The following is a 24727-nucleotide window of genomic DNA, read 5'->3' as shown; positions in this document are numbered from 1 at the left end:
GTTCAGTGTTATTCCGATACTAGTGATATGAAATGTGCAATATGATGCATCTCACTATCACCGGAGCCGGCGGTTCGAAAATATACCGGCACCAATTTCTTGTATTGCGTGCACTGCCTCAGTGGCAATAATTCAACCGCAATCCATTTGCCTGCAATACATCAACCTGCAATACATCAACATCACTTCTTCGTAGTCAGCACTCATCATGCTGCCATCTTGAAAATCCGTCTCGCATTTCTTGCATTCCTCTAGATAGACGTCAGTGATCAACACTTTAATAAAAGTTGCAATCGCCCGCGCGTGTGCTGCTGCCCGCTGTTAGTGATATACGTTATCCTGTAGGCAATGTTCAGTTTCATTTTTCGGGAAAATAATGTCTATTAAAATCAGCTCCCATTTCGATGCGGGCTCGATCGATGTCGTGCGCGCGGAAACCACGCAGGCGATCGACCTTAATTTGCGTAAAGACACGCATGCTGATATTGCCCAATGGTTTTACTTTCGCGTGCAGGGCGCGCGTAATGAGCGCTGTACGATGCGATTCTTGAATGCAGGCGCAGCAACTTATCCCGATGGCTGGAAGGATTATCAGGCAGTCGCCAGTTACGATCGCAAGAACTGGTTTCGTGTGCCGACTTCGTTCGATGGCAGCGTGATGACGATTTCGCACGCGCCTCAATTCGACAGTGTGTATTACGCATATTTCGAGCCATATTCGTGGGAACGCCATCTTAATCTGCTAGCAAGAGCGCAAGCATCGCCGCTGGCACGTGTTAAAGATATCGGTTCTACCATCGAAGGTCGGGACCTGAATCTACTCGTGATAGGCAATCCAGCCGCACGCAAAAAAGTCTGGGTCATTGCGCGTCAGCATCCGGGCGAGACGATGGCGGAATGGTTTGCTGAAGGGATGATCGATGCTCTGCTGGATACGGCAAATCCAGTTGCGCAAAAGATCTTGCAACATGCGGTGTTCTATATCGTTCCCAATATGAATCCGGATGGCGCGGTAAACGGCAACTTGCGTACCAATGCCGCAGGTGCAAACCTGAATCGCGAATGGATGACGCCAAGTCTGGAAAGTAGCCCGGAAGTTTTTCATGTGAAGAACGCGATTCATGAGGCCGGCTGCGATCTTTTTCTGGATATCCACGGTGATGAAGGTTTGCCTTATGTATTCGTTGCCGGCAGTGAAATGCTGGAAGGTTTTACGCAAGAGCAGGCAGATGAGCAGCAGGCTTTCATCACGCAGTTCATGCGTGCCAGCGAGGATTTTCAAACTGAATTCGGTTACGGCAGTGGTAAGTATCGCGCAGAGATGTTGAAGCTGGCATCCAAATATATCGGCCATACATTCAAATGTGTATCGCTGACACTCGAGATGCCGTTCAAGGACAATGCTCGTTCCCCTGAGCCCAAAGTAGGTTGGAACGGCGCACGTAGCGCACAACTGGGTAAGCAGATACTTCCAGCGATTCTGCACAACGTGGAGCGAGGTGCACGATGAGTGTGGAGATAGAAAGAAAATTCCTGGTGCGGGGAACGGAATGGAAAGCGCTGGCGCAGGGTGTTGCGATACGTCAGGGATATCTGTCTACGAATCCGGATCGGGTGGTACGCGTAAGAATTGAAGATGAAAAGGCCACGCTGACTATCAAGGGGCGAACGACCGGCATCACACGCGGGGAATGGGAATATCCGATTCCCTTGGCAGACGCCGATCAGTTGTTATCGGATTTGTGCGAACGGCCGTTGATCGAAAAAATCCGTACACGGATTGCGTATAAAGGCATGACGTGGGAAGTTGATGAGTTTTTTGGCGACAATCTGGGCCTGGTTGTTGCGGAGATCGAATTGGAAAGCGAAGCGCAAGCGTTTGCCAAACCGGACTGGATCGCAGAAGAAGTGACAGAGGATGCGCGCTACTTCAATGCAAACCTGTTACGCCACCCATACTCTGCCTGGTGAGGTAGCTGCGGCGCGGTGCATACCGCGCCAACTAGTGCTGTTAATGCAGATGGGTTGAACCTGTCGGTGCATCTTCCGGCATTTCTGCGTGTACCAGTTCTGCTTCCATATCCGGGAACAGCGGTGCGCCGCAATCATCGCAAAACTCCATCGCAAACAATTCGGCGTGGCGCTTCACATTGGTGATGCCACATTCCTCCAGCAGTGCAAGAATTTCTTCAATGGGTGATTTGCGTTCGACGTCGGCAGAAATAACGGGGTCGACCGGAATATCCATATCGCGATACTGCAGTTCTTCTTCATCTTCCTGCCCATACAGCGGCCACACGATGCCATAAATTACTTCAAAATTTTCCGTCCGTGCAAAGCTGATTCGGTATTCATCGACGCGTGCTTCGGCAGATTCTTCTCCAAAGCTGCCGATAATGGCATGTAGCTCATGTGGCTCTACGCCCAACGTGTAAGTCAAATAATGCACGGCAGCGCGTATGGACGCAGGGCGGATTTGCTTGTCACCTTCACGGCAGGCAACGAAATATGCTTCAGGCAACAGCAACTCGATACCGCAACCCGTCAGCAGTCGCGTGATGGTGGGCATCGCTTGCGTATTCCATTGCGACAAGGCTTCGTCACGCTCAACCAGATTGGCCGACGCCTGCCAGCGAAATAGTGGCTCCCCTGTCGCTGCAATGACTACGACTAGCAGATAGCGTGTATCAGCGAGAAAAGGGGCTGTTTCAGCCGGCTGCGCCAGCTGCTTCAATGCACTATCTTTCAGTGCCGCCACTGCCATGCGTTGCGTGAGCGCGAAAGTTTCTGCATGACTGCGTGGTAACTGATCGATAGAAAACAGATTCGGCGCCATCGCCATTTTTGTGTCTGGAGCTAATACATGGGCGTGCAAGTGGGCCGATAAGGTAGACACCATATCGGTCGCAATCGGACCTGATGCAATGGTAAATCGCGTCCATGCAAGGATGGGTATGGCGACCAGCAGCGCGTCATAGCTGGTGCCATCCTGTTCGACCTGACACGACTCGCTGGCGGCTTCGGCACATTCCATCAAGGCATCGTAGGCCGCCGACTCCAGTTTGAACAAGTGATCGAGCGCAGCGTCGACTACATCTTGATGATTCCCTTTCAACAGCTTGCGCAGCAGCGTATCCAGCTGGCGTTCCCAGTTGCGCTCTTCCAGACGGCTGGCAGCCTGAATGATCGCTTGTGCAAGCGTAGCCAATCGCTGGCTGTCAGCTGACAGTTTATGGTTACTATTTTTTGATGGACGACGCATGAAAGAACGATCTGAATAGGGCGATGGAATTTGTATTGTAGTGGATTACGTGCATGCCAAACGCCGGCATCACATTTAGATCGCACTTTGATGAATGAAGCGTGATTCACGCTGTGTTGCATAGCCTCCGGTTTGCTGGCCGCCAATAAAAAAGCCACATGCATGCAGCATGTGGCTTTTATCTTGTACTGACTTATTTGTTTCGCTAACTTCGGCCAGAAACGGGATCAGGCTGACAGCAATTGACGCAGCACGAAAGGCAGAATGCCGCCATGTTTGTAGTAGTCAACTTCGATCGGGGTGTCGATGCGTAACAAGACTTTGACATCTTGTGATTGTCCGTTTGCACGATGAATCACCAGCGTCACTTCCTGCTGCGGTCGCAGATTGCCTTCCAGGCCTTTCAGGTCGAAGGTTTCTGCGCCAGTGATACCCAAGGTCGTAACGCTGTCATCGCCGAGGAACTGCAACGGCAGTACGCCCATGCCGACCAGATTGGAGCGATGGATACGTTCATATGAACGCGCGATCACTGCTTTCACGCCTAGCAATTGCGTACCTTTTGCCGCCCAGTCGCGCGAAGAGCCGGTGCCATATTCTTCGCCTGCGAAAACCATGGTCGGCGTACCAGCGGCGACATAGCGCATTGCTGCGTCATAGATCGACATTTCTTCACCGGTAGGCTGGAAGCGGGTGATGCCGCCTTCTACGCGTGAGCCGTCCGGTTTGAGCGGAATCATCAAATTCTTGATGCGAACGTTGGCGAAGGTGCCGCGCATCATGATTTCGTGATTGCCGCGACGTGAGCCATAGGAGTTGAAATCCGCTTTCAATACGCCTTTTTCAGTCAGCCATTTGCCAGCCGGGCTGCTGTCCTTGATCGAGCCTGCAGGCGAAATGTGATCGGTGGTGATTGAGTCGCCAAAGACGCCGAGCGCACGCGCCGCAGTGATGCCGGTTGCCGCTGCTTTCGGTTCCATCGTGAAGTCATCGAAGAAGGGCGGTTCTGCAATGTAGGTCGAGGTTGGCCAGTTGTAGACCTGGCCTTCGGCGACGCCCTTGATGCCTTCCCACAACTTGCCCGGTGCGGTTTTGACTTGTGCGTAGTTGTCCTTGAATACCTTGGCGTTCATCGCAAACTTCATCAGCTTGGAAACTTCCTGCGAAGTCGGCCAGATGTCGCCCAAATAGACGTCGCGCATTTTTCCGTCGGCACCTTTGCCGCGACCGACAGGTTCCGTCATCAGATCGCGCGTCATGTTGCCGGCGATTGCGTATGCAACAACCAGTGGTGGCGATGCCAGGAAGTTGGAGCGAATGTTCGGATGAATACGTGCTTCAAAGTTACGGTTACCTGACAACACGGCTGAGGCAACGATATCGTTTTGCACGATCGCTTCATTCATTGCCGGCGTTAAATCGCCGGCGTTACCGATACAGGTCGTGCAACCGTAAGCGGTGACACCGAAGCCAAGTTTTTCCAAATATGGCAGCAGGCCGGCAGCTTGCAGATATTCAGTGACTACACGTGAGCCAGGTGCAAGCGAAGTCTTGATGTGCGGCGAAACTTTCAGGCCAGCTTCAACAGCTTTTTTCGCCAGCAAACCGGCCGTCAGCAAGACGCTAGGGTTCGATGTGTTAGTGCATGAGGTGATTGCAGCAATCAGCACATCGCCGTTTTTAACTTTGACGCCATCGCTATTGGTGTAGGTCGCGTCCAGATCTTCGATTTTTTTATTGAAACCGTTTTCTGCCGTTGGTTTGGCGAACAGTTCCGCAAAGTTGGCTTTGACGTTACCGATTTCAATACGATCTTGCGGACGTTTCGGGCCAGCCAGGGACGGCGCGACGGAACCGAGGTCGAGCGCAACGACGTGCGTGTAATCGATCTCGCCCGATTTTGGCACGCCGTACAAACCTTGCGCCTTGAAATAGTTTTCAAATGCATCGATCTCTGCCTTGGTACGGCCAGTGCCTTTGAAGTAATCGATGGTGGCATCGTCGACCGGGAAGAAGCCCATAGTCGCGCCATACTCTGGTGCCATATTGGCAATAGTGGCGCGATCTGTCAGCGACAAGGACTCGGTGCCTTCGCCAAAGAATTCAACAAATTTTCCGACGACTTTTTCCTTACGTAGCAATTCTGTGATGGTCAGCACTAGATCGGTAGCTGTGCAGCCTTCACGCAACATGCCGGTCAAGTTCACGCCGACCACGTCAGGCGTCAGGAAGTAAACCGGTTGGCCCAGCATGCCTGCTTCTGCTTCAATCCCGCCCACACCCCAGCCGACCACGCCGATGCCGTTGATCATGGTGGTGTGCGAATCGGTCCCGACCAGCGTGTCCGGGTAGTAGACGTCGGTTTTGCCGCCATCTTTACGTTTGTGTACGCCGCGTGCGAGGTATTCCAGATTCACCTGATGCACGATGCCGAAACCCGGTGGCACCACGCCGAAAGTGTCGAAGGCCTGCATGCCCCATTTCATGAACTGATAGCGCTCGTTGTTGCGCTGGAATTCCAGTTTCATGTTCAGGTCCAGCGCGTTCTTTTGACGGAAATGATCAATCTGGATCGAGTGATCGACGACCAGATCGACAGGCACCAGCGGTTCGATATTCTTCGGGTCCTTGCCCATTTTTTTTGCGACACCACGCATGGCTGCCAGATCTGCAAGCAGAGGTACGCCAGTGAAATCCTGCAGCACCACGCGCGCGACGACGAAAGGAATTTCATCGGTACGCGCTGCACCTGGCAACCAGTTGGCCAGTTGATGAATATGTTCTTCGGTTACTTTTTTACCGTCGCAATTGCGCAGTACCGATTCCAGTACGATGCGAATCGAAATCGGCAAGCGAGAAACATTCACGCCGAGTTTTTTACCCAATGCAGGCAGCGAATAAAACGCGCCCTTTTTTGAGCCTGAAATATTGAATTCCTTAAGCGTATTCAATGTGTTGCGCGACATGATCTTTCTCCTTGATACAAAATAACCGATACGAAAATTTGCTAATGCTTGCTTATGCGATGCTGTCATTCATTGATGGCAGCATCGCTATTAACTGTTAACTCTTGATCTTGGCAGCGAAGGCTTTGGCTTGATCCGGATCTCTACATTCATTGGCCAGTTGCTGGCCTTTTTTGGAATCGAGCAACATTGCCTTGGTCGGAATGTTGATCCAGACTAGGCCGGCTTTGCGATTCTCAAAACGATTTGCACCAGTGCTGGTACCGACTCTGCGCAGGCGCTGGAGCTTGTCTTTCCAGCGGATCGCCATGTGCTTGTCATCGCTGGCATTGTAGTAAGTCGTGATCTTGTTCCCGAGTTCACAATTGAAGTGAGTCACGGTGGAGCCTTCAATATTGGCTTCGCCCAAATCTTCATCTTCATCCTCGCTGGCGGCCGCAGCTGCAGGTGCGGCTTTTTCTTCTACTGTTTTCTTGCTGCTTTTCTTGACCGGTTTTTTGACCGCTTCTTTTTTGGGCGCGGTGGTTGTTGATTGCGCAAAAGCGGGGTTGACCATCGACGACATACCCGCCAGCAGCATTACGTAGAGCAGTTTCTTCATTCCAAATCTCCAATAAATTTTAATGGTTCGTTTGCATCCTTATGTGTTGCAAACGAACAGATATTCATAAAATAGTGCGAGCCGAATCGGGCAAGGCCAGACCGCTCGATTGTGCGCGCTGCAGTATCGTCCAGTAATAACGGTAGCTGGCCCGGTCATGCAATTTACCATTGTGCTGGATCGGGCCCCATTGCATCGCTTGTGCTTGCGACAGGATGGCGGCCGCTTCGTTCACTTCCGAGAGCTGAGGTGCAAACGATTCCAGAATAGGCTTGATCTGGCTAGGATGAATACTCCACATCCGCGTATACGCAAATTCGGCTGCCGCGCGTTGCGAGTCGCCGGCGACGATCGAAGTGTCGCTGATTTCCGTCGTGACGTTATGCGAAGGCGTCTTGCCATGGGCATGGCAGGCAGCAGCGATTTCGAGCTTGGCGCGTGCCAGTAAAGGGTGCGTAAATTGTCCTGGGGAACGCATCGCGCTGCCGGGAATGGCACCGTAATGCGCAGAAACAAAATCCATGATGCCGAAGGACAGACATTCGACCTGCGGCAGAGCGGCAATCGCGTACGCATCTTTCAATGCGCCATGTGTTTCGATCAGGACATGGATTGGCAGATCAGCGCGGCCATTTGCGTGGCGATTGATCAGGCTGATCGCATTCTCTACGTCAGCAAGATTATCGACTTTGGGAATAACAAGGTAAGCAAGTCGTTGCGCGGCATGTTGCAGGATGATCTTTATATCCTGCTCGAAAAATTCACTGGTGACATCGTGCACGCGTGCACCGATGCGACCGAACAAATTTTCTTCTCCGGCAATCAGGCTGCCGATTAACTTTGCATGCGCTTGCTCATTGCCATGTGCGGCGCCATCTTCGCAATCGAAGGTGATATCGAACACAGGTCCCAGTTCTTTTTGCAGAGCCAACGACTTGCGCATCAGTTTTTCAGAGCCTGCATAGTGATCGCAGACCGGAATTGAAACCGGGGGCAAGGTGCCTTGAAAGAGAACTTCTGAAGGATGCATGAATGGTGGGTTAATTCGCGCTGGCTATTGGCTGGCTGCAGAAGGAAGGGCAAACGACCGTAACGGTCATTTGCCCGTGGCTATTTTCAGGCCAGAAGGTGTTTGACGCCTTCACGTTCTTCTGACAATTCTTTCAACGTCAGGTTGATGCGTTCTTGCGAAAATGCATCAATGTCCAGACCTTGAACGATTTTGTACTCGCCGTTTTCGGTAGTTACCGGGAAGCCGAACATGGTGTCTTTAGGAATGCCGTATGAGCCATCCGATGGAATGCCCATCGTCACCCATTTGCCGTTGGTGCCGAGTACCCAGTCACGCACGTGATCAATTGCTGCATTCGCTGCCGATGCTGCCGACGAAACGCCGCGTGCTTCAATGATGGCGGTGCCGCGTTTGGCCACGGTAGGCAGGAAGGTGTCTTTGTTCCATGCGTCGTCGTTGATGCTTTCCTTGACCGATTTGCCATCGATGGTAGCGAAACGATAGTCAGCGTACATGGTTGGCGAGTGATTGCCCCAGACCGCGAGTTTTTCGATCGATGCAACCGGTTTGCCGGTCTTCGCTGCGATTTGTGACAAGGCACGGTTGTGATCCAGGCGCAGCATCGCTGTGAAGTTTTTCGCCGGCAGGCTTGGTGCCGATTTCATTGCGATGTAAGCATTGGTGTTGGCTGGGTTGCCGACCACCAGCACTTTGACGTTACGTGAGGCAACTGCATCCAGCGCCTTGCCTTGTACCGTGAAGATCTGGGCATTCGCTTCCAGCAAGTCTTTGCGTTCCATGCCGGCGCTACGTGGGCGGGCGCCGACCAGTAATGCGATATCCGCATCTTTGAATGCGGTCATTGGGTCGCTGTGAGCGGAAACACCGGCCAGCAAAGGGAATGCGCAATCATCGATTTCCATGATCACGCCTTTCAGCGCGTTTTGAGCTTTTTCGTTATCGATTTCCAGCAACTGCAAAATGACCGGTTGATCTTTGCCCAGCAAATCGCCGTTAGCGATGCGGAACAACAGGGAATAACCGATCTGGCCGGCGGCGCCGGTGACGGCAACACGCATAGGGGCTTTAGCCATGTTGAATCTCCAAGGTAATGATGAAATCGAAGTTGGGTATGGGGAAAATATTCCGCGTGGCGCAATGATACAGTTGTATACCTGAGAAGTCAGCGGGGCTATTCACCAGCAAACCACCTATTTGATGACTGCTGAACAAAATCAAGTCAAAGTAACGGTCGCAAAACGATGCTGCGGGAAGTGTAGACTTTCGATATTGCACTGTCAATATGTATCTTATGTCTTATATAAGACATATTAATTTAATCTTTTGCTGGACGGCACTGCTTGTTTTGTGGTGAAATCCTGATCCATGAGCTCAGCCCATTCCTCGTCGATCAACAACCCGGCTTCTTCCGCTACCGGTAGCCAGTCTGCGACATCTTCACCTACCTTCAGTCCGCTCTATCAGCAAATCAAAGCATTGATTACGCAAAGCCTGCAGTCGGGTGAGTGGCGCCCTGGTGAGTTGATCCCTAGCGAAATCGAACTGGCCAATCGTTTCAAGGTGAGCCAGGGTACGGTGCGCAAGGCAATCGATGAACTTTCGGCCGAAAATCTGGTAGTGCGCCGACAGGGAAAAGGGACATTTGTCGCGACACATCACGAGGCCCGCGCACAGTTCCGTTTCTTGCGTCTGAAGCCGGATGTCGGCGAGGCGCAATATCCTGACAATAATATTGTAGAAGCAAAGCGCCTGCGGGCGCCTGCGGATATTGCGCGCCAACTGGATATCAAAACCGGCGACTCGGTGTATTTCATCAAGCGCGTTCAATCCTTCGGTGAGGCGCCGACTATCCTGGAAGAATTGTGGCTACCGGGAGTGATTTTCAAAGGCTTGTCGGTCGAGCGCGTGCTGGAATACAAGGGGCCAATGTACGCGTTACTGGAAACTGAGTTCGGTATCCAGATGATCCGTGCGGTTGAAAATATCCGTGCAGTGCTTGCGGATACGAGTGCTTCAGGCTTGCTGGCAGTGGAATTGAACACACCCTTGTTAAGTGTGAATCGGGTTTCGTTTACATATGGAGATAAGGCGGTCGAGGTCAGACGCTCTTTATATGTGACAAATCATCATCATTATCAGAACGAACTGAGTTGAGCATGAAGTGGGTTGTTCTCACATGCATGTTATTTGTCAAACAGGCAAGCGGATGAAAATTATTCAAAGTGATTTAATTAAGTGCAATTTATTTTGGTGTGCTGCACCAAAATCGGTGAAAATTACACGTTCATCTCGTTTGGGAAAGTCACGTCATGTCTGATTCACTCAAAACCAGCAAGCCGGAATTCCGCAATATTCATGTGACGGATCTCGTACGCTACCGTTTGCCGCTGGCCGGGATACTGTCTATTTTGCACCGCATCAGTGGCGCCTTCATGTTTGTGTTGTTGCCATTCATTTTGCTGCTGCTCGATAAGAGTCTGCTGTCTGAAATTTCTTTCGAATATTTCAAAGGCATCGTTTCCCACTGGTTCATCAAACTCATCATTCTCGCGCTGTGCTGGGCCTATCTGCATCATTTCTGTGCTGGCATTCGCCATCTCTTCATGGATGTCCATTTCGGATTGAAGAAAGAACAGGCAAAAAAATCGGCCGCAGTGGTATTGGCCGTCAGCCTGCCATTAACTGCACTTGTCGCGCTCAAACTGTTTGGAGTGTTCTGATGCCAAAAGATAATATCGGTCCGCATCGCCTCGTCGTCGGCGCGCACTACGGCTTCAAGGATTGGCTGGCGCAGCGTGTAACGGCCATCATCATGATCAGCTATACGCTGGTTTTGCTGGTCGCTTTCTTGTTTGCCAGCGATTTCAGTTATGAAGGCTGGGCCGGGTTGTTTGCGCAGCAGTGGTTCAAAATGATGACCTTCGTTACCTTCCTCGCATTGTTTTATCACGCATGGGTCGGTATGCGTGATATCTGGATGGATTACATCAAACCGGTTTCCATACGCCTCGCATTGCAGGTTGCCACGATCGTGTGGCTGGTCGCTTGTGCCGGATGGGCGGCACAGATTCTCTGGAGAGCGTAACGTGGCAGCAATTAAAACAAGCATTCCTACACGCCATTTTGACGCCATCATTATCGGTGCCGGCGGCTCTGGTATGCGCGCATCGCTGCAGCTTGCAGAAGCAGGCTTGAACGTTGCAGTGTTGTCCAAGGTGTTTCCAACGCGTTCGCATACCGTTGCGGCGCAAGGCGGCATCGGCGCATCGCTAGGCAATATGGCGGAAGACAATTGGTATTGGCATATGTTCGATACCGTCAAGGGTTCAGATTATCTGGGCGACCAGGACGCGATTGAATTCATGTGTCGCGAAGCGCCTAAAGTTGTCTACGAGCTGGAACATTTCGGCATGCCTTTCGACCGCAATTCGGACGGCACGATCTATCAGCGTCCTTTCGGTGGACACACTGCCAATTTCGGTGAAAAACCGGTACAACGTGCTTGCGCTGCTGCCGACCGTACCGGTCATGCCTTGCTGCACACGCTGTACCAGCGCAATGTGCGCGCTCGTACGCATTTCTTCGTTGAGTGGATGGCTATCGATTTGATGCGCGACGCCGAAGGCGACGTGATCGGCGTGGTTGCGCTGGAAATGGAAACCGGCAACGTCATGATGCTGGAAGCCAAAACGACTATGTTTGCCACTGGCGGTGCCGGCCGTATCTGGGCTGCATCAACCAATGCTTTCATCAATACTGGCGACGGTATGGGCATGGCGGCACGCGCCGGCCTGCCTCTGGAAGATATGGAATTCTGGCAGTTCCACCCAACCGGTGTCGCTGGTGCTGGCGTGCTGATTACAGAAGGCGTGCGCGGTGAGGGGGGGATTCTGGTGAATAGTCAGGGTGAACGTTTCATGGAACGTTATGCACCGACCTTGAAAGATCTGGCGCCGCGCGACTTTGTCTCGCGTTCCATGGATCAGGAAATCAAGGAGGGGCGCGGTTGTGGTCCGAACAAGGATCACGTGATGCTGGATTTGCGCCACATTGGCGCTGAGACGATTCAAAAGCGCTTGCCATCGATTCTGGAAATCGCACACAAATTCGCTAATGTCGATGCGACACGCGAGCCGATACCAGTAGTACCAACCATCCATTACCAAATGGGCGGTATTCCAACCAATATTCACGGCCAGGTCGTCGAACCGAAGAACGGTAATCCAAATCACGTTGTCAATGGCCTGTATGCGATTGGTGAATGTGCCTGTGTATCGGTACATGGTGCAAATCGTCTTGGTACCAATTCATTGCTCGATTTGATCGTATTCGGTCGCGCCGCCGGCAATCACATTGTGCAGAGCAATTTGAAACAGCGTCAGCACAAGCCTTTGCCGCCAGATGCGGCAGATCTTGCATTGGCGCGTCTTTCCCATCTTGAGCACAGCACTGGCGGTGAGCGTGTACAGGACGTGGCCAACGATATTCGCGCGACCATGCAGCAGTATTGCGGCGTGTTCCGCACGGATGCCTTGCTGCAGACCGGTTACAAGAAAATCATGGAACTGGACGAGCGCCGCAAGCACGTGTCGTTCAAGGATAAATCCAAGGTATTCAACACCGCGCGCATCGAAGCGCTGGAACTCGATAATCTGATCGAAACCGCCAAGGCGACGATTACCTCAGCCGCAGCGCGCAAGGAATCACGCGGCGCGCACGCACATCGCGATTTCGAAAAACGCGATGATGAAAACTGGATGAAACATTCGCTGTTTTACTCTGAAGGCAACCGGCTTGATTACAAGCCAGTGGTCACCAAACCATTGACGGTTGATACCTTCAAGCCTAAACCACGCACTTTCTAAAAGGTCAGACATGGCACGTACGCTCAGACTTCAGATTTATCGCTATGATCCTGACAAGGATGCAAAACCGTACATGCAGGATGTGACGGTTGAGTTGCAGGCGAATGACAAAATGCTGCTGGATGCCCTGCAGCGTATCAAGGCCGATGTGGACGACTCGCTTGCCCTGCGCCGTTCCTGCCGCGAAGGGGTGTGCGGCTCGGATGCGATGAATATCAACGGCAAGAATGGACTGGCTTGCACGACCAATCTGAACGAGCTGACCGAGCCGATTGTGTTGCGTCCTTTGCCTGGTTTGCCGGTGATACGCGACCTGATCGTGGACATGACGCAATTCTTCAAACAATACGATTCGATCAAACCTTACCTGATTAACGATACAATCCCGCCTGAGAAGGAACGTTTGCAGACTCCGGCCGAGCGCGAAGAGCTCGATGGCTTGTACGAATGCATTTTGTGCGCATGCTGTTCGACCTCATGCCCGTCGTTCTGGTGGAATCCTGATAAATTCGTCGGCCCGGCAGGTTTGTTGCAGGCTTACCGATTCATTGCCGATACCCGCGATCATGCGACCGGCGAACGTCTTGATAATCTGGAAGATCCATACCGATTGTTCAGATGTCATACAATTATGAATTGCGTGGACGTTTGTCCTAAAGGTTTGAACCCAACCCGCGCAATTGGAAAAATCAAGGAACTGATGGTGCGGCGGGCTGTGTAGCGTTCGCGTAGCGGCGAATCGTTTGATTTGCCGCATTGTTTCTTTCTTGGTCATAGACGATTAGTGGTCGCAATAAGTGACGTGGAAAAGCGTTAAACAGATTGAGTGAGTATCCATGTCGAACACCCATCAAGCCGATCCCGTAAAGCGTGCACGCCTCAGATGGCGCGGCCGCCGCGGCTTGCTTGAAAATGATTTGCTCCTGACGCGCTTTCTGGATCAACACGAAGAAACGCTGACGGATGAAGAGGTGGAAGCCTTTTCGATATTGCTGGAATTGCCGGATAACGATTTACTGAATTTGCTGTTGGCACGCAATGAACCACAGGACGAGGCCGATGTGCCTCATGTGCATGCGCTGCTCACAAGATTGCGCGCTATCTGATTGAAGTCCATCAGGCGTGCAGCGATAAAGGTTTTTTAATTTAGCGATTTATTCTTGAATCGACTACCCGCTTGTTATTTAGAAGGAAGAGCCATGCCCCAATCTCAATCTGACACCAAAGCCACACTGTCGTTTTCCGACGGTTCGCCATCAGTGGAGTTCCCGATCTATAAGGGCACCATCGGTCCTGACGTGATTGATATTCGCAAGCTCTACGGCGCAAGCGGTAAATTCACTTACGATCCAGGCTTTATGTCGACCGCAGCATGTAACTCGACCATTACCTATATCGATGGCGACAAGGGTGAGTTGCTTTATCGCGGTTACCCTATTGAACAACTTGCAGTGAAATGCGATTTCCTGGAAACCTGCTATTTGCTGATGAAGGGTGAGTTGCCTACCGCAGCGCAGAACAAGGAATTTGTCACGACGGTGACGCGTCATACGATGTTGCATGAGCAGATGCAATTTTTCTTCCGCGGTTTCCGCCGCGATGCGCATCCTATGTCGGTATTGGTAGGAACCGTTGGCGCACTGTCGTCTTTCTATCATGACTCGCTCGATATCAGCGACGCACATCATCGCGAAGTATCTGCTATTCGTTTGATCGCCAAGATGCCAACTCTGGTGGCAATGTCGTACAAGTATTCAGTAGGCCAGCCTTTCGTTTATCCGCGTAACGATCTGTCTTACAGTGCCAACTTCATGCATATGATGTTTTCGACACCGAATGAAGAATACAAAATCAATGAGGTTTTGGTTCGTGCGCTTGATCGGATTTTGATCCTGCATGCAGATCACGAACAAAACGCCTCAACATCGACAGTGCGTTTGTCAGGTTCATCAGGCGCAAATCCATTTGCCTGTATCGCCGCAGGTATCGCCTGTTTATGGGGGCCTGCTCATGGCGGCGCCAATGAAGCCGCCTTGAACATGCTGAAAGAAATCGGCTCGGTTGACAAGATTCCCGAGTTCCTTGAAAAGGTCAAGGACAAGAACTCTGGTGTTAAGTTGATGGGGTTCGGTCATCGTGTCTACAAAAACTTTGATCCTCGTGCCAAGCTTATGCGTGAAACCTGCCATGAAGTGCTCGAAGAATTGGGCTTGCATGACGATCCATTATTCAAGTTGGCAATGGCTTTGGAAAAAATCGCACTGGAAGATGAATACTTTGTGTCACGCAAGTTGTATCCGAATGTCGATTTTTACTCAGGCATCGTTCAATCAGCCTTGGGTATTCCGGTTTCAATGTTTACCGGTATTTTTGCGATGGCACGTACGGTAGGTTGGGTTGCGCAATGGAATGAAATGATTTCAGATCCAGAGCAAAAAATCGGCCGCCCACGTCAGTTGTATATCGGCGAAAAAGCGCGCGATGTACCTGAGATGTCAAAACGTCCAGCCTGATTAGATAAGTAAACAATCAGGTAAAAAAAGTGCAAAAAGCGGGTCTGGTGATTCGTTTTTTGCAGATTTGTTTTATGTTATTCTCGTTTCACATTATTTTTTTAGTTATAGAATTTTAAGCCAGCGAATAAAAAGTCCTTCCCCACAACTTGATGTGCAATCCGCCAAACGGTCAGGCCGTGCCGCGGAAGGTTAAATTAACCCGCTAATCTCGCGAAACGCGAAGAAAGGTGAGCAAGATGATGCAACAAAGCCAATCCAACTCTTATCTGTTTGGAGGCAATGCGCCGTACGTTGAAGAACTGTACGAAGCGTATCTAGACAATCCGGGCTCCGTTCCAGACAACTGGCGCGCCTATTTCGATGCCATGCAGCACGTGCCTGCCGTCGATGGATCCAGCAAACCTGACGTCGCTCATGCGTCGGTCATTGCGTCTTTTGCCGAACGTGCCAAACACGGTCCTATTCGAACCGTTACGGCGTCGGAAGATGTCGAGATGGGACGCAAGCGGGTCGCTGTCACCCAACTAATCGCTGCCTATCGCGTACTCGGTAATAACTGGGCCAATCTCGATCCGCTGCAACGCCAGGAACGTCCATCGATTCCGCAACTGGAACCAGCTTTCTATGGTTTCACCGATGCGGATATGGACATCGTTTTCAATATCAGCAATACCCACTTCGGTTCTGAAACAGCTTCGCTACGCGATTTGCTGAATGCTCTGCGCGATACATACTGTCGTTCTATCGGACCGGAATTCATGTATATCAGCGATCCTGCGCAAAAATTGTGGCTGCAGGAACGCTTTGAATCGATACGCTCGACGCCGACTTTTTCCAGCGAAAAGAAGAAGGATATTCTGGAGCGCCTGACGGCGGCAGAAGGTCTGGAGCGCTATCTTCATACAAAATACGTCGGCCAAAAGCGTTTTTCTCTTGAGGGTAGTGAAAGCTTTATCGCAGCTCTTGATGAAGTCATCCAGCGCGGCGGTGAAAAAGGCGTGCAGGAAATCGTTATCGGCATGGCGCATCGTGGCCGTTTGAATGTACTGGTCAATATTCTCGGCAAAATGCCGCAGGAATTGTTTGCCGAATTTGAAGGCCGTCATGGCGATGATTTGCCTTCCGGCGATGTCAAATATCATCAAGGCTTCTCATCCGATATCAGTACGCCGGGCGGCCCGATACATTTGTCACTGGCCTTTAATCCTTCACATCTGGAAATCGTTAACCCAGTGGTTGAAGGTTCGGTGCGTGCGCGTATCGAGCGTCGCGGACAACACGATCCTTCGCAGCAAGTGTTGCCGATTCTGATTCATGGTGATGCGGCTTTTGCCGGTCAGGGCGTCATTATGGAAACGTTGAATCTGGCGCAGACACGCGGTTACGGCACCGGTGGTACGGTGCATATCATTATCAATAATCAGATCGGTTTTACGACCTCGGATCCGCGCGATTCTCGTTCAACCTTGTATTGCACAGACGTTTCGAAAATGATTGAAGCACCAGTTATACATGTGAATGGCGACGATCCTGAGGCGGTCGTTTTTGCCGCGCAGATTGCGCTCGATTACCGTCTCGAATTCCGCAAGGATATCGTGGTCGATATCGTCTGCTATCGCAAACTCGGTCATAACGAACAAGATACACCGGCACTGACGCAACCACTGATGTACAAGAAAATTGCCCAGCATCCGGGAACGCGCAAGCTGTATGCCGACAAACTGCTTACTCAGGGAACGGTAGTGGCTGACGAGCCGGAAACGATGGTCAAGGCTTACCGCGATGCGATGGATGCCGGCAAGCACACGATAGATCCTGTTATTTCCAACTTCAAAAGCAAGTATGCGGTTGACTGGTTGCCGTTCCTGAATCGCAAGTGGACTGATGCCGCTGACACCGCCATTCCGATCACGGAACTGAAACGCTTGTCCAAGCGTATTACCGCGATTCCAGAAGGTTTCAAGGTGCATCCTCTGGTTGAAAAAGTGTTGGCCGATCGCGCCAGCATGGGACGTGGGGAATTGAATCTGGATTGGGGCATGGGCGAACACCTGGCCTATGCATCGCTGGTTTCTTCCGGTTACGCGGTTCGTCTGACCGGGCAGGATGCCGGGCGCGGGACTTTCGTTCATCGCCACGCAATCTTGCATGATCAAAATCGCGAGCGCTGGGATGCCGGTACGTATTGCCCGCTGCAAAACGTCTCCGATCAGCAAGCCTGGTTCCGTGTAATCGATTCAGTCTTGTCGGAAGAAGCAGTGCTTGCGTACGAATACGGTTATTCCACAGCAGAGCCGAATACGCTGGTCATCTGGGAGGCGCAGTTCGGCGATTTCGTCAACGGTGCGCAAGTCGTCATTGATCAGTTCATCAGCTCCGGCGAAGTGAAATGGGGTCGCGCATCTGGCTTGGTGATGATGCTGCCGCATGGTTACGAAGGGCAGGGGCCGGAACATTCTTCTGCGCGTCCTGAACGTTTCCTGCAATTGTGCGCAGATAACAATATGCAAGTGGTACAGCCGACCACCGCGGCACAGATTTTCCATTTGCTGCGTCGCCAGATGATACGCAAATTCCGCAAACCACTGGTGATCCTGACGCCAAAATCCTTGTTGCGAAATAAGGAGGCCGGCTCGCCGCTGGATGAATTGGCCAAAGGCTCATTCCAGACCGTTATCGGCGAAACGGATGCGACGATCGATGCGAAAAAAGTGAAGCGCATCATCGCTTGCTCGGGCCGTGTGTATTACGACCTGGTCAATGCGCGCAAGGAACGCGCGCAAAACGATGTGGCGATTATTCGTATCGAGCAACTCTATCCGTTCCCGCACAAGGCATTTGCGGCTGAACTCAAGAAATATCCGAATGCAGGCGATTTGGTCTGGACGCAGGATGAGCCGCAAAATCAGGGTGCCTGGTTCCAGATTCAACACAACATTCTGGAAAACATGGCCGATGGACAAAAGCTGGCATATGCAGGACGCCCAGCCAGTGCATCGCCGGCTGTTGGGTATTACGATAAGCATTACGCGCAACAAAAGGCGTTGATAGAAACAGCATTCAGCAAGTTAAAAGGTTTTATCCAAACGAAATAATGACCCTGCGACATACCAGACGCTGGGATGTCGTATGAACAAACCGAAACGGAGAGTTAAATGGCAATTCTTGAAATCAAAGTTCCGCAACTGTCGGAATCCGTTGCAGAAGCAACTTTGCTGCAATGGCATAAAAAAGTAGGCGAGACCGTCACCCGTGACGAAAACCTGATCGATATCGAAACCGATAAAGTCGTACTGGAGTTGCCTGCGCCGGAAGCTGGTGTGATCACCCAAATCGTCCGCGATGACAATAGTGTTGTGGTGGCTGGCGAAGTCATTGCACTGCTCGATACCGACATGTCGGCAGTGGCTGCTCCCGCAGCAGCAGCGCCAGCTGCTGTAACGGCTTCTGCTCCAGCGGCGGCTACGGCGCCCGCGACGACCAGTACACCTGCAGCTTCGAATGCGGCGAGCGGTATTGCGATGCCGGCGGCTGCCAAGATGTTGGCTGAGAATAAACTGGCTGCGATAGATGTTGCCGGCACGGGCAAAGATGGTCGTGTGACCAAGGGTGATGTGATCAATCAGCTGGAAAAACCTGCTGCGCCTGCGCCGGTTGCCAAACCTGCACTGCAACAAGTCGCCACGCCAAACTCGCCCGCTGCGCTTGCCAATCGCCCGGAAGAGCGCGTCCCTATGAGCCGCTTGCGTGCACGTATTGCCGAACGTTTGCTGGAGTCACAATCGACCAACGCGATCCTGACCACGTTCAACGAAGTCAATATGCAGCCGGTTATCGATCTGCGCACCAAGTATAAGGACAAGTTCGAAAAAGAACATGGCGTCAAACTCGGCTTCATGTCTTTCTTCGTCAAGGCAGTGGTAGCTGCACTCAAAAAATATCCGATCATCAATGCATCAGTTGATGGCAATGACATCGTGTACCACGGCTATTTCGATATCGGTATTGCTGTCGGTTCGCCACGCGGCCTGGTTGTCCCTATCTTGCGCGATGCAGATCAAATGTCGATTGCCGACATCGAAAAGAAAATCGGCGAATTCGGCAACAAGGCAAAAGAAAGCAAGTTGACGCTCGACGATTTGACTGGCGGCACCTTCTCGATCTCGAACGGCGGTATCTTCGGTTCTATGTTGTCGACGCCTATCATTAACCCGCCGCAATCGGCGATTCTTGGGGTGCATGCAACCAAAGAGCGCGCAGTGGTTGAAAACGGCCAGATTGTGATTCGTCCGATGAATTATCTGGCGATGTCTTACGATCACCGCATCATCGATGGACGTGAGGCTGTATTGGGCCTGGTCGCGATGAAAGAGGCATTGGAAGATCCGGCACGCTTGCTGCTGGATCTTTAAGACCGAACAGATAAAAGGGCACGCGAGCGCATTGGATTCAATTTACCGAGCCATGCCTCCGTGCCTTTTTACTTATCTGAAACACTTCGCGGGATAAAGATATGTCGAAAAATTTTGATGTGGTGGTAATTGGCGGTGGCCCGGGCGGCTACATCGCGGCAATTCGTGCAGCGCAATTGGGATTCTCAACTGCCTGTATCGACGAATGGAAAAATGCCAAAGGCGGTGCAGCACCCGGTGGAACCTGTACCAATGTCGGTTGCATTCCATCCAAGGCTTTGCTGCAATCGTCGGAACATTATGAACACGCCGGACATGCATTTTCCGAACATGGAATCGAAGTCAAAGGCTTGTCGCTTGACATGAAAAAAATGCTGGCGCGTAAAGATACGGTTGTTAAGCAAAACAACGATGGCATTCTGTACCTGTTCAAGAAGAACAAAGTGACCTTCTTTCACGGCCGCGGATCATTTGTCAAAGCGGTGGATGGCGGGCATGAAATCAAGATTGCCGGCGCTACCGAAGAAAGCATTATTGCCAAGCATGTGGTCGTGGCAACAGGTTCCAACCCGCGTGTCTTGCCAGGTGCAGATTTCGACGAAAGATTGATTCTGTCGAATACAGGCGCGCTCGCGATTGCGGAGGTGCCAAAGCGTCTGGGCGTGATCGGTGCTGGTGTGATTGGTCTGGAAATGGGCAGTGTATGGCGCCGCCTTGGCTCCGAAGTCACGGTGCTGGAAGCATTGCCGGCTTTTCTTGGTGCCGTGGATGAACAGGTCGCGAAGGAAGCACAGAAGCAATTCACCAAGCAAGGTCTTGCAATCAGTCTAGGCGTAAAAATCGGTGCTATCACTGCGGGCAAGGACGATGTTACGGTCAACTATGTTGATGACAAGGGCGTAGCCCAAAAAGCTGTGTTTGATAAGTTGATTGTGTCTATCGGTCGCATTCCAAACACCATTGGCTTAAATGCTGAAGCAGTGGGATTGAAGCTTGACGAGCGCGGCTTCGTCGCAGTGGATGGCGATTGCAAAACAAGCCTCGCGAATGTGTGGGCAGTCGGTGACGTGGTACGCGGTCCCATGTTGGCGCACAAGGCGGAAGAAGAGGGTGTGGCTGTCGCGGAACGCATTGCAGGCCAGCATGGTCATGTTAATTTCAACACGATTCCATGGGTGATTTACACGTCACCGGAGATTGCCTGGGTAGGCAAAACCGAACAGCAATTGAAAGCCGAGAAGGTCGCTTATAAGACGGGGTCTTTCCCTTTTCTGGCTAACGGTCGTGCACGTGCATTGGGCGACACCACAGGTTTCGTCAAGTTTTTGGCTGATGCCAAGACTGATGAAATTTTAGGCGTACATATTATCGGGCCGCAAGCCTCTGAATTGATTTCGGAAGCAGTCGTGGCAATGGAATTCCGTGCATCATCGGAAGATATTGCACGTATCTGCCATGCCCATCCTTCTTTGTCTGAAGCGGTAAAAGAGGCAGCTCTCGCAGTGGATGGTCGGGCACTGAACTTCTAGGGTCTGCAAATGCGTATTTTTACTTTTGTGGCTTTATCTGTATCGGTACTGCTCGCCGCATGCGCGACCACAGAGCAGGGTGACGGCCTGGTGTCGATTGTGACAGCAAGCAATGGTTACGAGTTCAGTGGTGCACATTGCGTGGTGACGACTGGTGCCGGTAGCTGGAAGATTACAACCCCGGCCACCTTGCAATTGGGCGAAGCCAATAGCGAACTGCGAGTAGTTTGTAACCGGATCGGTTATCGCACGTCTGAGTTAAGATTGCCCGCTTATGTTCGACCATCCGGGGCCAGTGTCGGTCTTGGTTTGGGTGGTGGTAGTGGGGGCGTGGGAGTCGGCTTGGGTTTCAGCCTGCCCATCATGTCTTCCGGTGGCAATTATCCGCCGCGGATTGTGGTGAATATGTATCCACAGTAGCGTTTGCATTAGACGTGTCGAACTGGGGATTTCTGGGCGAGTCATGACTCGCCCATTTTTATCTCATATGTGAATAAATATTAAGCCGTCTATTAAAACAGAAGCGAATTGGATTCGAACAGGATGAATGTTCAGGAGTTTTATGATCAAGCCTTGTCGGAGCGTGGTTTCAAGGCAGATGAAGCCCAGAGAGTTGCGGTTATTCAATTGCAGCGAACCTACGACGAATGGGTAGATTACAAGGCGCAACGTGCCAATGCTTTCATGCGTTTTCTCAAACCACCTGAGATTCCACGCGGTGTATATATGTGGGGTGGCGTCGGTCGCGGCAAATCATTTTTGATGGATAGTTTTTATTCTGTCGTACCTGTCGTGCGCAAGACACGTGTGCATTTTCATGAGTTCATGCGCAGTGTGCATCGCGAACTTGATGAGTTGAAAATGATCGCCAATCCATTGGATGAAGTGGCGCGGCGACTTGCAAAGAAGTATCGTCTGATCTGTTTTGACGAGTTTCACGTCACGGATATTGCGGATGCAATGATTCTGTACAACCTGTTCAAGGCCTTGTTTCACAATGGCGTGTCGTTCATCATCACGTCCAATTTTGAACCCGATACACTTTATCCAGATGGTTTGCATCGAGATCGCATGTTGCCGACCATTGCGCTATTGAAAGAAAAGCTGGATATTTTAAACGTCGATGGCGGTAACGATTATCGCAAGCGCGCATTAACCCAGGTCCACGCCTATCACACTCCTTTGGGGGCGCAGGCAGATGAGGCCTTGCGTAACGCCTTTGCGCGCATTGCGGAAACAAGCGATGAAAATCCACTCATTAATGTTGAAGGGCGCCAGTTGAGGGCGTTGCGGCGGGCAGGCGGTGTGATATGGTTCGACTTTGCTACGCTATGTGGCGGACCGCGTTCGCAAAATGACTATCTGGAAATTGCCAGCCGTTTTCATACCCTTGTATTGTCGGACATGCCTGCCATGTCGGTAGGAATGTCTTCCGAGGCGCGCCGGTTTATTTGGCTGATTGATGTGCTGTACGATCACAAAATCAAACTACTCATGTCGGCCGCTGTCGAAATGAATAAGCTTTACACCGACGGCGCGTTGCTGATGGAATTTCAGCGTACCGTGTCGCGTCTGATCGAAATGCAATCGACCGAATATATGGAAGCCGAGCGTCGTCGCACCGGAAATGCCATGTAGTAACTTATCCGGACAAGAATTAACGCCGGTATTCAGAAAATGCAATTTATAAAAGCGGCATTTAACCTTACTCGAAACTGTAATTTATGAAATTGATATTAAAGATATTCGCAGCCAGCTCGATACTTTTTTCCTGCCAGTTTTCTTCGGCGGAAACCTCACGGATAGACGAGGCAGCCTTGCAAACGTATTCGGTGCAAGAGGTGCTTGAGCAATATCCAGCCGGGTCGATTCAATCGCAAGAAGCAGCAAGTAGCGCTCTTCAAATGGTGGCAGCAGCACGTGCCAATATTGAAGCCCGCTACAAGGTAGATCAACGTATCTGTCATCCTAAATTCTTTACGACGTCATGCTTGAACAAGGCGGCTGAGCGCCACCGTGTGGATTTGTTAGCGGTAAAACCGCTAGAAGTCGAGGCAAATGCTTATATACGTCATGCTCGTGTGCTTGAACGCGATCGTCGCTTGGCAGAAAAAGCGGCCGAGAATGCAGGCAAGCCGATGTTGAATGAAACATCGGGTGAGAATAGAGCAGTAACGGATGCGCAAAATAGCGAAAGCGAAAAAAATAGTGTAGCGAAGGAGTCTGAGCGCAAGGCACGTGCTGATGCTTATGCAAAGAAAAATGCGGAATATGTCGAGAGGCAGCAGAATTTAAAGGCGAATGAGGCCGTTGAAGAGCTAAAACGGGCTGAAAATATTAAAAAATATGAGGAAAAGGTAAAAGCCTCGGAGGCTCGCCAGAAAGAAATACTGCAGAAGAAGGCTGAAAAAGAAGGTATGAAAGCAAATTGATATTGCGTCCACTTGTAAAGTTGACAGGATGAAAGAGTTTGATCAGCTTGAAAAGCCGCATATTTCCGCGCGGGCAAGGCTATTTAAATGTTGGAAATCATTCGTTTTTCATTGCAATATTGCGTAATTATCAAAGTTTAACTTTTTTAGTTTTATCCGGTATATAATCAATCATCGTTGAGATTCGAGCTAGTGGTGCAGTCTGTCTGTCATTCCTGTCTTGGTTGAAACGATCTAACGGGCAACTGCCCAACTTAACTGAAATTAGGAATTGCAATGGCAACTGGTATCGTAAAATGGTTCAATGATTCGAAGGGCTTCGGCTTTATCACCCCTGACGAAGGCGGCGAAGATCTGTTCGCTCACTTCTCGGCTATCCAGTCGAGCGGCTTCAAATCACTGCAAGAGAACCAACGCGTTTCTTTTGAAGTGACTGCTGGCCCTAAAGGCAAGCAAGCTTCGAACATTCAGCCTATCTAAGCTGAATCAAGCGAAATAGAAAATCCTCGGTTCGCCGGGGATTTTTTTTGTCTGAATTTTGGTTGGGTATTCAAAATTTTGAGGTGAAGCTCAAGGCGCAAGTGGCACGCGCATGCACCTCAGGCTTGAGTCAATGCCTTCCGGAGATTGCGCTCTAGCTGCCACTCTCTATATTCGGCACTGCCTTGTGCCTGCTTCTTTAATTCAGATTCATTTTTTTCTGCATGTGATGTGATCAGGCGATTGGCGATGCGAGGATCAGGCATCGTGGTGCCGTAGAACATGACATCGTCACCGCGTTGAATTAACAGCGTAGGAAAATTTTCAACATCAAAATCGCTTACTAAATCTGCGCGATCCTCAATATCAATCCAAACGAAAAGCTTGTCCGGATGTTGCGCTGCCAGTTCGTCAAATCCTGGGCGGTAGCTTGTACATACATCGCACCAGGCCGCACACAGGCAGGCAACAACCCATACGTCATCTTTCATGCGTTGCGCGAGCTGATGCAGGTTTTCCGGTTTTAGGGTGACACTTGGCATGGCGGTATTTTACCGGTTTCTCCCGGGCGAGAGTGAATCACTGCAGGTATAGAATTTTTTGACTATTTCTCTGAACAGTTGCGTACGTT

Annotated in this window: 22 protein-coding genes; 16 read left to right on the top strand and 6 right to left on the bottom strand. The window is 51.1% G+C overall.

Features of this window, described 5'->3' with window-relative positions:
* Window positions 1–376: 376 nt before the first annotated feature.
* Both ACFQO0_RS00245 and ACFQO0_RS00240 read left to right on the top strand, forming a co-directional pair.
* The gene (locus ACFQO0_RS00245) at window positions 377–1510 is read left to right on the top strand and encodes a M14 family metallopeptidase (protein WP_382231928.1); all 1134 of its coding nucleotides are present in this window, start codon (window positions 377–379) and stop codon (window positions 1508–1510) included.
* Window positions 1507–1971 carry a CYTH domain-containing protein gene (locus tag ACFQO0_RS00240; RefSeq protein WP_382231926.1) on the top strand — a complete coding sequence of 155 codons (465 nt, stop codon included), beginning with the start codon at window positions 1507–1509 and terminating at the stop codon, window positions 1969–1971. Before ACFQO0_RS00245 ends, ACFQO0_RS00240 begins: the two co-directional genes overlap by 4 nt.
* A gap of 40 nt (window positions 1972–2011) precedes the next feature.
* Here ACFQO0_RS00240 and ACFQO0_RS00235 read toward each other — a convergent pair whose 3' ends face one another.
* From ACFQO0_RS00235 to ACFQO0_RS00215, 5 genes are all read right to left on the bottom strand, one after another.
* Window positions 2012–3262, bottom strand: coding sequence for a DUF2863 family protein (locus ACFQO0_RS00235; RefSeq protein ID WP_382231923.1), 1251 nt, complete (start codon window positions 3260–3262; stop codon window positions 2012–2014).
* A 227-nt stretch (window positions 3263–3489) separates the two neighbouring features.
* Complete coding sequence (acnA, locus tag ACFQO0_RS00230) at window positions 3490–6228, bottom strand: aconitate hydratase AcnA (protein ID WP_382231921.1); 2739 nt, start codon at window positions 6226–6228, stop codon at window positions 3490–3492.
* A gap of 97 nt (window positions 6229–6325) precedes the next feature.
* Window positions 6326–6829, bottom strand: a complete 504-nt coding sequence (locus ACFQO0_RS00225; RefSeq protein ID WP_382231919.1) for a hypothetical protein — start codon at window positions 6827–6829, stop codon at window positions 6326–6328.
* A 64-nt stretch (window positions 6830–6893) separates the two neighbouring features.
* A complete protein-coding gene (locus ACFQO0_RS00220) occupies window positions 6894–7859 on the bottom strand; it encodes an HpcH/HpaI aldolase/citrate lyase family protein (protein WP_382231917.1) in 966 nt (321 codons plus the stop codon).
* A gap of 86 nt (window positions 7860–7945) precedes the next feature.
* A complete protein-coding gene (locus ACFQO0_RS00215; RefSeq protein WP_382231915.1) occupies window positions 7946–8935 on the bottom strand; it encodes a malate dehydrogenase in 990 nt (329 codons plus the stop codon).
* A gap of 292 nt (window positions 8936–9227) precedes the next feature.
* On the opposite strand from ACFQO0_RS00215, the gene ACFQO0_RS00210 reads away from it, so the two are divergent.
* The 14 genes from ACFQO0_RS00210 (at window position 9228) to ACFQO0_RS00145 (ending at window position 24096) form a co-directional block, all read left to right on the top strand.
* Complete coding sequence (locus ACFQO0_RS00210) at window positions 9228–10016, top strand: GntR family transcriptional regulator (protein WP_382231913.1); 789 nt, start codon at window positions 9228–9230, stop codon at window positions 10014–10016.
* A 155-nt stretch (window positions 10017–10171) separates the two neighbouring features.
* Window positions 10172–10582, top strand: a complete 411-nt coding sequence (sdhC, locus tag ACFQO0_RS00205; RefSeq protein WP_382231911.1) for a succinate dehydrogenase, cytochrome b556 subunit — start codon at window positions 10172–10174, stop codon at window positions 10580–10582.
* The gene (sdhD, locus tag ACFQO0_RS00200) at window positions 10582–10947 is read left to right on the top strand and encodes a succinate dehydrogenase, hydrophobic membrane anchor protein (RefSeq protein WP_382231909.1); all 366 of its coding nucleotides are present in this window, start codon (window positions 10582–10584) and stop codon (window positions 10945–10947) included. The genes sdhC and sdhD overlap by 1 nt, the downstream gene beginning before the upstream one ends.
* A 1-nt stretch (window position 10948) precedes the next feature.
* On the top strand, window positions 10949–12727 hold the full coding sequence (gene sdhA / locus ACFQO0_RS00195) for a succinate dehydrogenase flavoprotein subunit (protein WP_382231907.1): 1779 nt from the start codon (window positions 10949–10951) through the stop codon (window positions 12725–12727).
* A gap of 10 nt (window positions 12728–12737) precedes the next feature.
* Window positions 12738–13448 (top strand): succinate dehydrogenase iron-sulfur subunit, encoded by a 711-nt coding sequence (locus tag ACFQO0_RS00190; RefSeq protein ID WP_382231905.1) that lies wholly within the window; start codon window positions 12738–12740, stop codon window positions 13446–13448.
* Window positions 13449–13563: 115 nt separating this feature from the next.
* Complete coding sequence (locus ACFQO0_RS00185) at window positions 13564–13833, top strand: succinate dehydrogenase assembly factor 2 (protein ID WP_382231903.1); 270 nt, start codon at window positions 13564–13566, stop codon at window positions 13831–13833.
* A 93-nt stretch (window positions 13834–13926) separates the two neighbouring features.
* On the top strand, window positions 13927–15240 hold the full coding sequence (gene gltA, locus ACFQO0_RS00180) for a citrate synthase (RefSeq protein WP_382231901.1): 1314 nt from the start codon (window positions 13927–13929) through the stop codon (window positions 15238–15240).
* A gap of 239 nt (window positions 15241–15479) precedes the next feature.
* Window positions 15480–18338 carry a 2-oxoglutarate dehydrogenase E1 component gene (locus tag ACFQO0_RS00175; protein ID WP_382231899.1) on the top strand — a complete coding sequence of 953 codons (2859 nt, stop codon included), beginning with the start codon at window positions 15480–15482 and terminating at the stop codon, window positions 18336–18338.
* Window positions 18339–18398: 60 nt separating this feature from the next.
* Window positions 18399–19655 (top strand): 2-oxoglutarate dehydrogenase complex dihydrolipoyllysine-residue succinyltransferase, encoded by a 1257-nt coding sequence (gene odhB / locus ACFQO0_RS00170; protein ID WP_382231897.1) that lies wholly within the window; start codon window positions 18399–18401, stop codon window positions 19653–19655.
* 101 nt (window positions 19656–19756) lie between these two features.
* The gene (gene lpdA, locus ACFQO0_RS00165; protein WP_382231895.1) at window positions 19757–21184 is read left to right on the top strand and encodes a dihydrolipoyl dehydrogenase; all 1428 of its coding nucleotides are present in this window, start codon (window positions 19757–19759) and stop codon (window positions 21182–21184) included.
* Window positions 21185–21193: 9 nt separating this feature from the next.
* Window positions 21194–21604 (top strand): hypothetical protein, encoded by a 411-nt coding sequence (locus ACFQO0_RS00160; protein ID WP_382231893.1) that lies wholly within the window; start codon window positions 21194–21196, stop codon window positions 21602–21604.
* A 123-nt stretch (window positions 21605–21727) separates the two neighbouring features.
* The gene (gene zapE, locus ACFQO0_RS00155; protein WP_382231891.1) at window positions 21728–22822 is read left to right on the top strand and encodes a cell division protein ZapE; all 1095 of its coding nucleotides are present in this window, start codon (window positions 21728–21730) and stop codon (window positions 22820–22822) included.
* Window positions 22823–22908: 86 nt separating this feature from the next.
* Complete coding sequence (locus ACFQO0_RS00150) at window positions 22909–23616, top strand: hypothetical protein (protein WP_382231889.1); 708 nt, start codon at window positions 22909–22911, stop codon at window positions 23614–23616.
* 276 nt (window positions 23617–23892) lie between these two features.
* Window positions 23893–24096, top strand: coding sequence for a cold-shock protein (locus ACFQO0_RS00145; protein WP_009665193.1), 204 nt, complete (start codon window positions 23893–23895; stop codon window positions 24094–24096).
* A gap of 119 nt (window positions 24097–24215) precedes the next feature.
* On the opposite strand, the gene ACFQO0_RS00140 is transcribed toward ACFQO0_RS00145, so the two are convergent.
* Complete coding sequence (locus ACFQO0_RS00140) at window positions 24216–24638, bottom strand: thioredoxin family protein (protein ID WP_382231886.1); 423 nt, start codon at window positions 24636–24638, stop codon at window positions 24216–24218.
* Window positions 24639–24727: the final 89 nt, after the last annotated feature.

The organism is Herminiimonas aquatilis, from assembly GCF_042665175.1.
Lineage (GTDB): Bacteria > Pseudomonadota > Gammaproteobacteria > Burkholderiales > Burkholderiaceae_D > Oxalicibacterium > Oxalicibacterium aquatilis.
This window is presented reverse-complemented; position numbering and strand designations above follow the sequence as displayed.

What these genes read in the sequence shown, in the direction of transcription:
- ACFQO0_RS00245 (WP_382231928.1), top strand. Translation starts at nt 377, where the DNA reads ATGTCTATTAAAATCAGCTCCCATTTCGATGCGGGCTCGATCGATGTC.
- ACFQO0_RS00240 (WP_382231926.1), top strand. Translation starts at nt 1,507, where the DNA reads ATGAGTGTGGAGATAGAAAGAAAATTCCTGGTGCGGGGAACGGAATGG.
- ACFQO0_RS00235 (WP_382231923.1), bottom strand. Translation starts at nt 3,262, where the DNA reads ATGCGTCGTCCATCAAAAAATAGTAACCATAAACTGTCAGCTGACAGC.
- acnA (WP_382231921.1), bottom strand. Translation starts at nt 6,228, where the DNA reads ATGTCGCGCAACACATTGAATACGCTTAAGGAATTCAATATTTCAGGC.
- ACFQO0_RS00225 (WP_382231919.1), bottom strand. Translation starts at nt 6,829, where the DNA reads ATGAAGAAACTGCTCTACGTAATGCTGCTGGCGGGTATGTCGTCGATG.
- ACFQO0_RS00220 (WP_382231917.1), bottom strand. Translation starts at nt 7,859, where the DNA reads ATGCATCCTTCAGAAGTTCTCTTTCAAGGCACCTTGCCCCCGGTTTCA.
- ACFQO0_RS00215 (WP_382231915.1), bottom strand. Translation starts at nt 8,935, where the DNA reads ATGGCTAAAGCCCCTATGCGTGTTGCCGTCACCGGCGCCGCCGGCCAG.
- ACFQO0_RS00210 (WP_382231913.1), top strand. Translation starts at nt 9,228, where the DNA reads ATGAGCTCAGCCCATTCCTCGTCGATCAACAACCCGGCTTCTTCCGCT.
- sdhC (WP_382231911.1), top strand. Translation starts at nt 10,172, where the DNA reads ATGTCTGATTCACTCAAAACCAGCAAGCCGGAATTCCGCAATATTCAT.
- sdhD (WP_382231909.1), top strand. Translation starts at nt 10,582, where the DNA reads ATGCCAAAAGATAATATCGGTCCGCATCGCCTCGTCGTCGGCGCGCAC.
- ACFQO0_RS00190 (WP_382231905.1), top strand. Translation starts at nt 12,738, where the DNA reads ATGGCACGTACGCTCAGACTTCAGATTTATCGCTATGATCCTGACAAG.
- ACFQO0_RS00185 (WP_382231903.1), top strand. Translation starts at nt 13,564, where the DNA reads ATGTCGAACACCCATCAAGCCGATCCCGTAAAGCGTGCACGCCTCAGA.
- gltA (WP_382231901.1), top strand. Translation starts at nt 13,927, where the DNA reads ATGCCCCAATCTCAATCTGACACCAAAGCCACACTGTCGTTTTCCGAC.
- ACFQO0_RS00175 (WP_382231899.1), top strand. Translation starts at nt 15,480, where the DNA reads ATGATGCAACAAAGCCAATCCAACTCTTATCTGTTTGGAGGCAATGCG.
- odhB (WP_382231897.1), top strand. Translation starts at nt 18,399, where the DNA reads ATGGCAATTCTTGAAATCAAAGTTCCGCAACTGTCGGAATCCGTTGCA.
- lpdA (WP_382231895.1), top strand. Translation starts at nt 19,757, where the DNA reads ATGTCGAAAAATTTTGATGTGGTGGTAATTGGCGGTGGCCCGGGCGGC.
- ACFQO0_RS00160 (WP_382231893.1), top strand. Translation starts at nt 21,194, where the DNA reads ATGCGTATTTTTACTTTTGTGGCTTTATCTGTATCGGTACTGCTCGCC.
- zapE (WP_382231891.1), top strand. Translation starts at nt 21,728, where the DNA reads ATGAATGTTCAGGAGTTTTATGATCAAGCCTTGTCGGAGCGTGGTTTC.
- ACFQO0_RS00150 (WP_382231889.1), top strand. Translation starts at nt 22,909, where the DNA reads ATGAAATTGATATTAAAGATATTCGCAGCCAGCTCGATACTTTTTTCC.
- ACFQO0_RS00145 (WP_009665193.1), top strand. Translation starts at nt 23,893, where the DNA reads ATGGCAACTGGTATCGTAAAATGGTTCAATGATTCGAAGGGCTTCGGC.
- ACFQO0_RS00140 (WP_382231886.1), bottom strand. Translation starts at nt 24,638, where the DNA reads ATGCCAAGTGTCACCCTAAAACCGGAAAACCTGCATCAGCTCGCGCAA.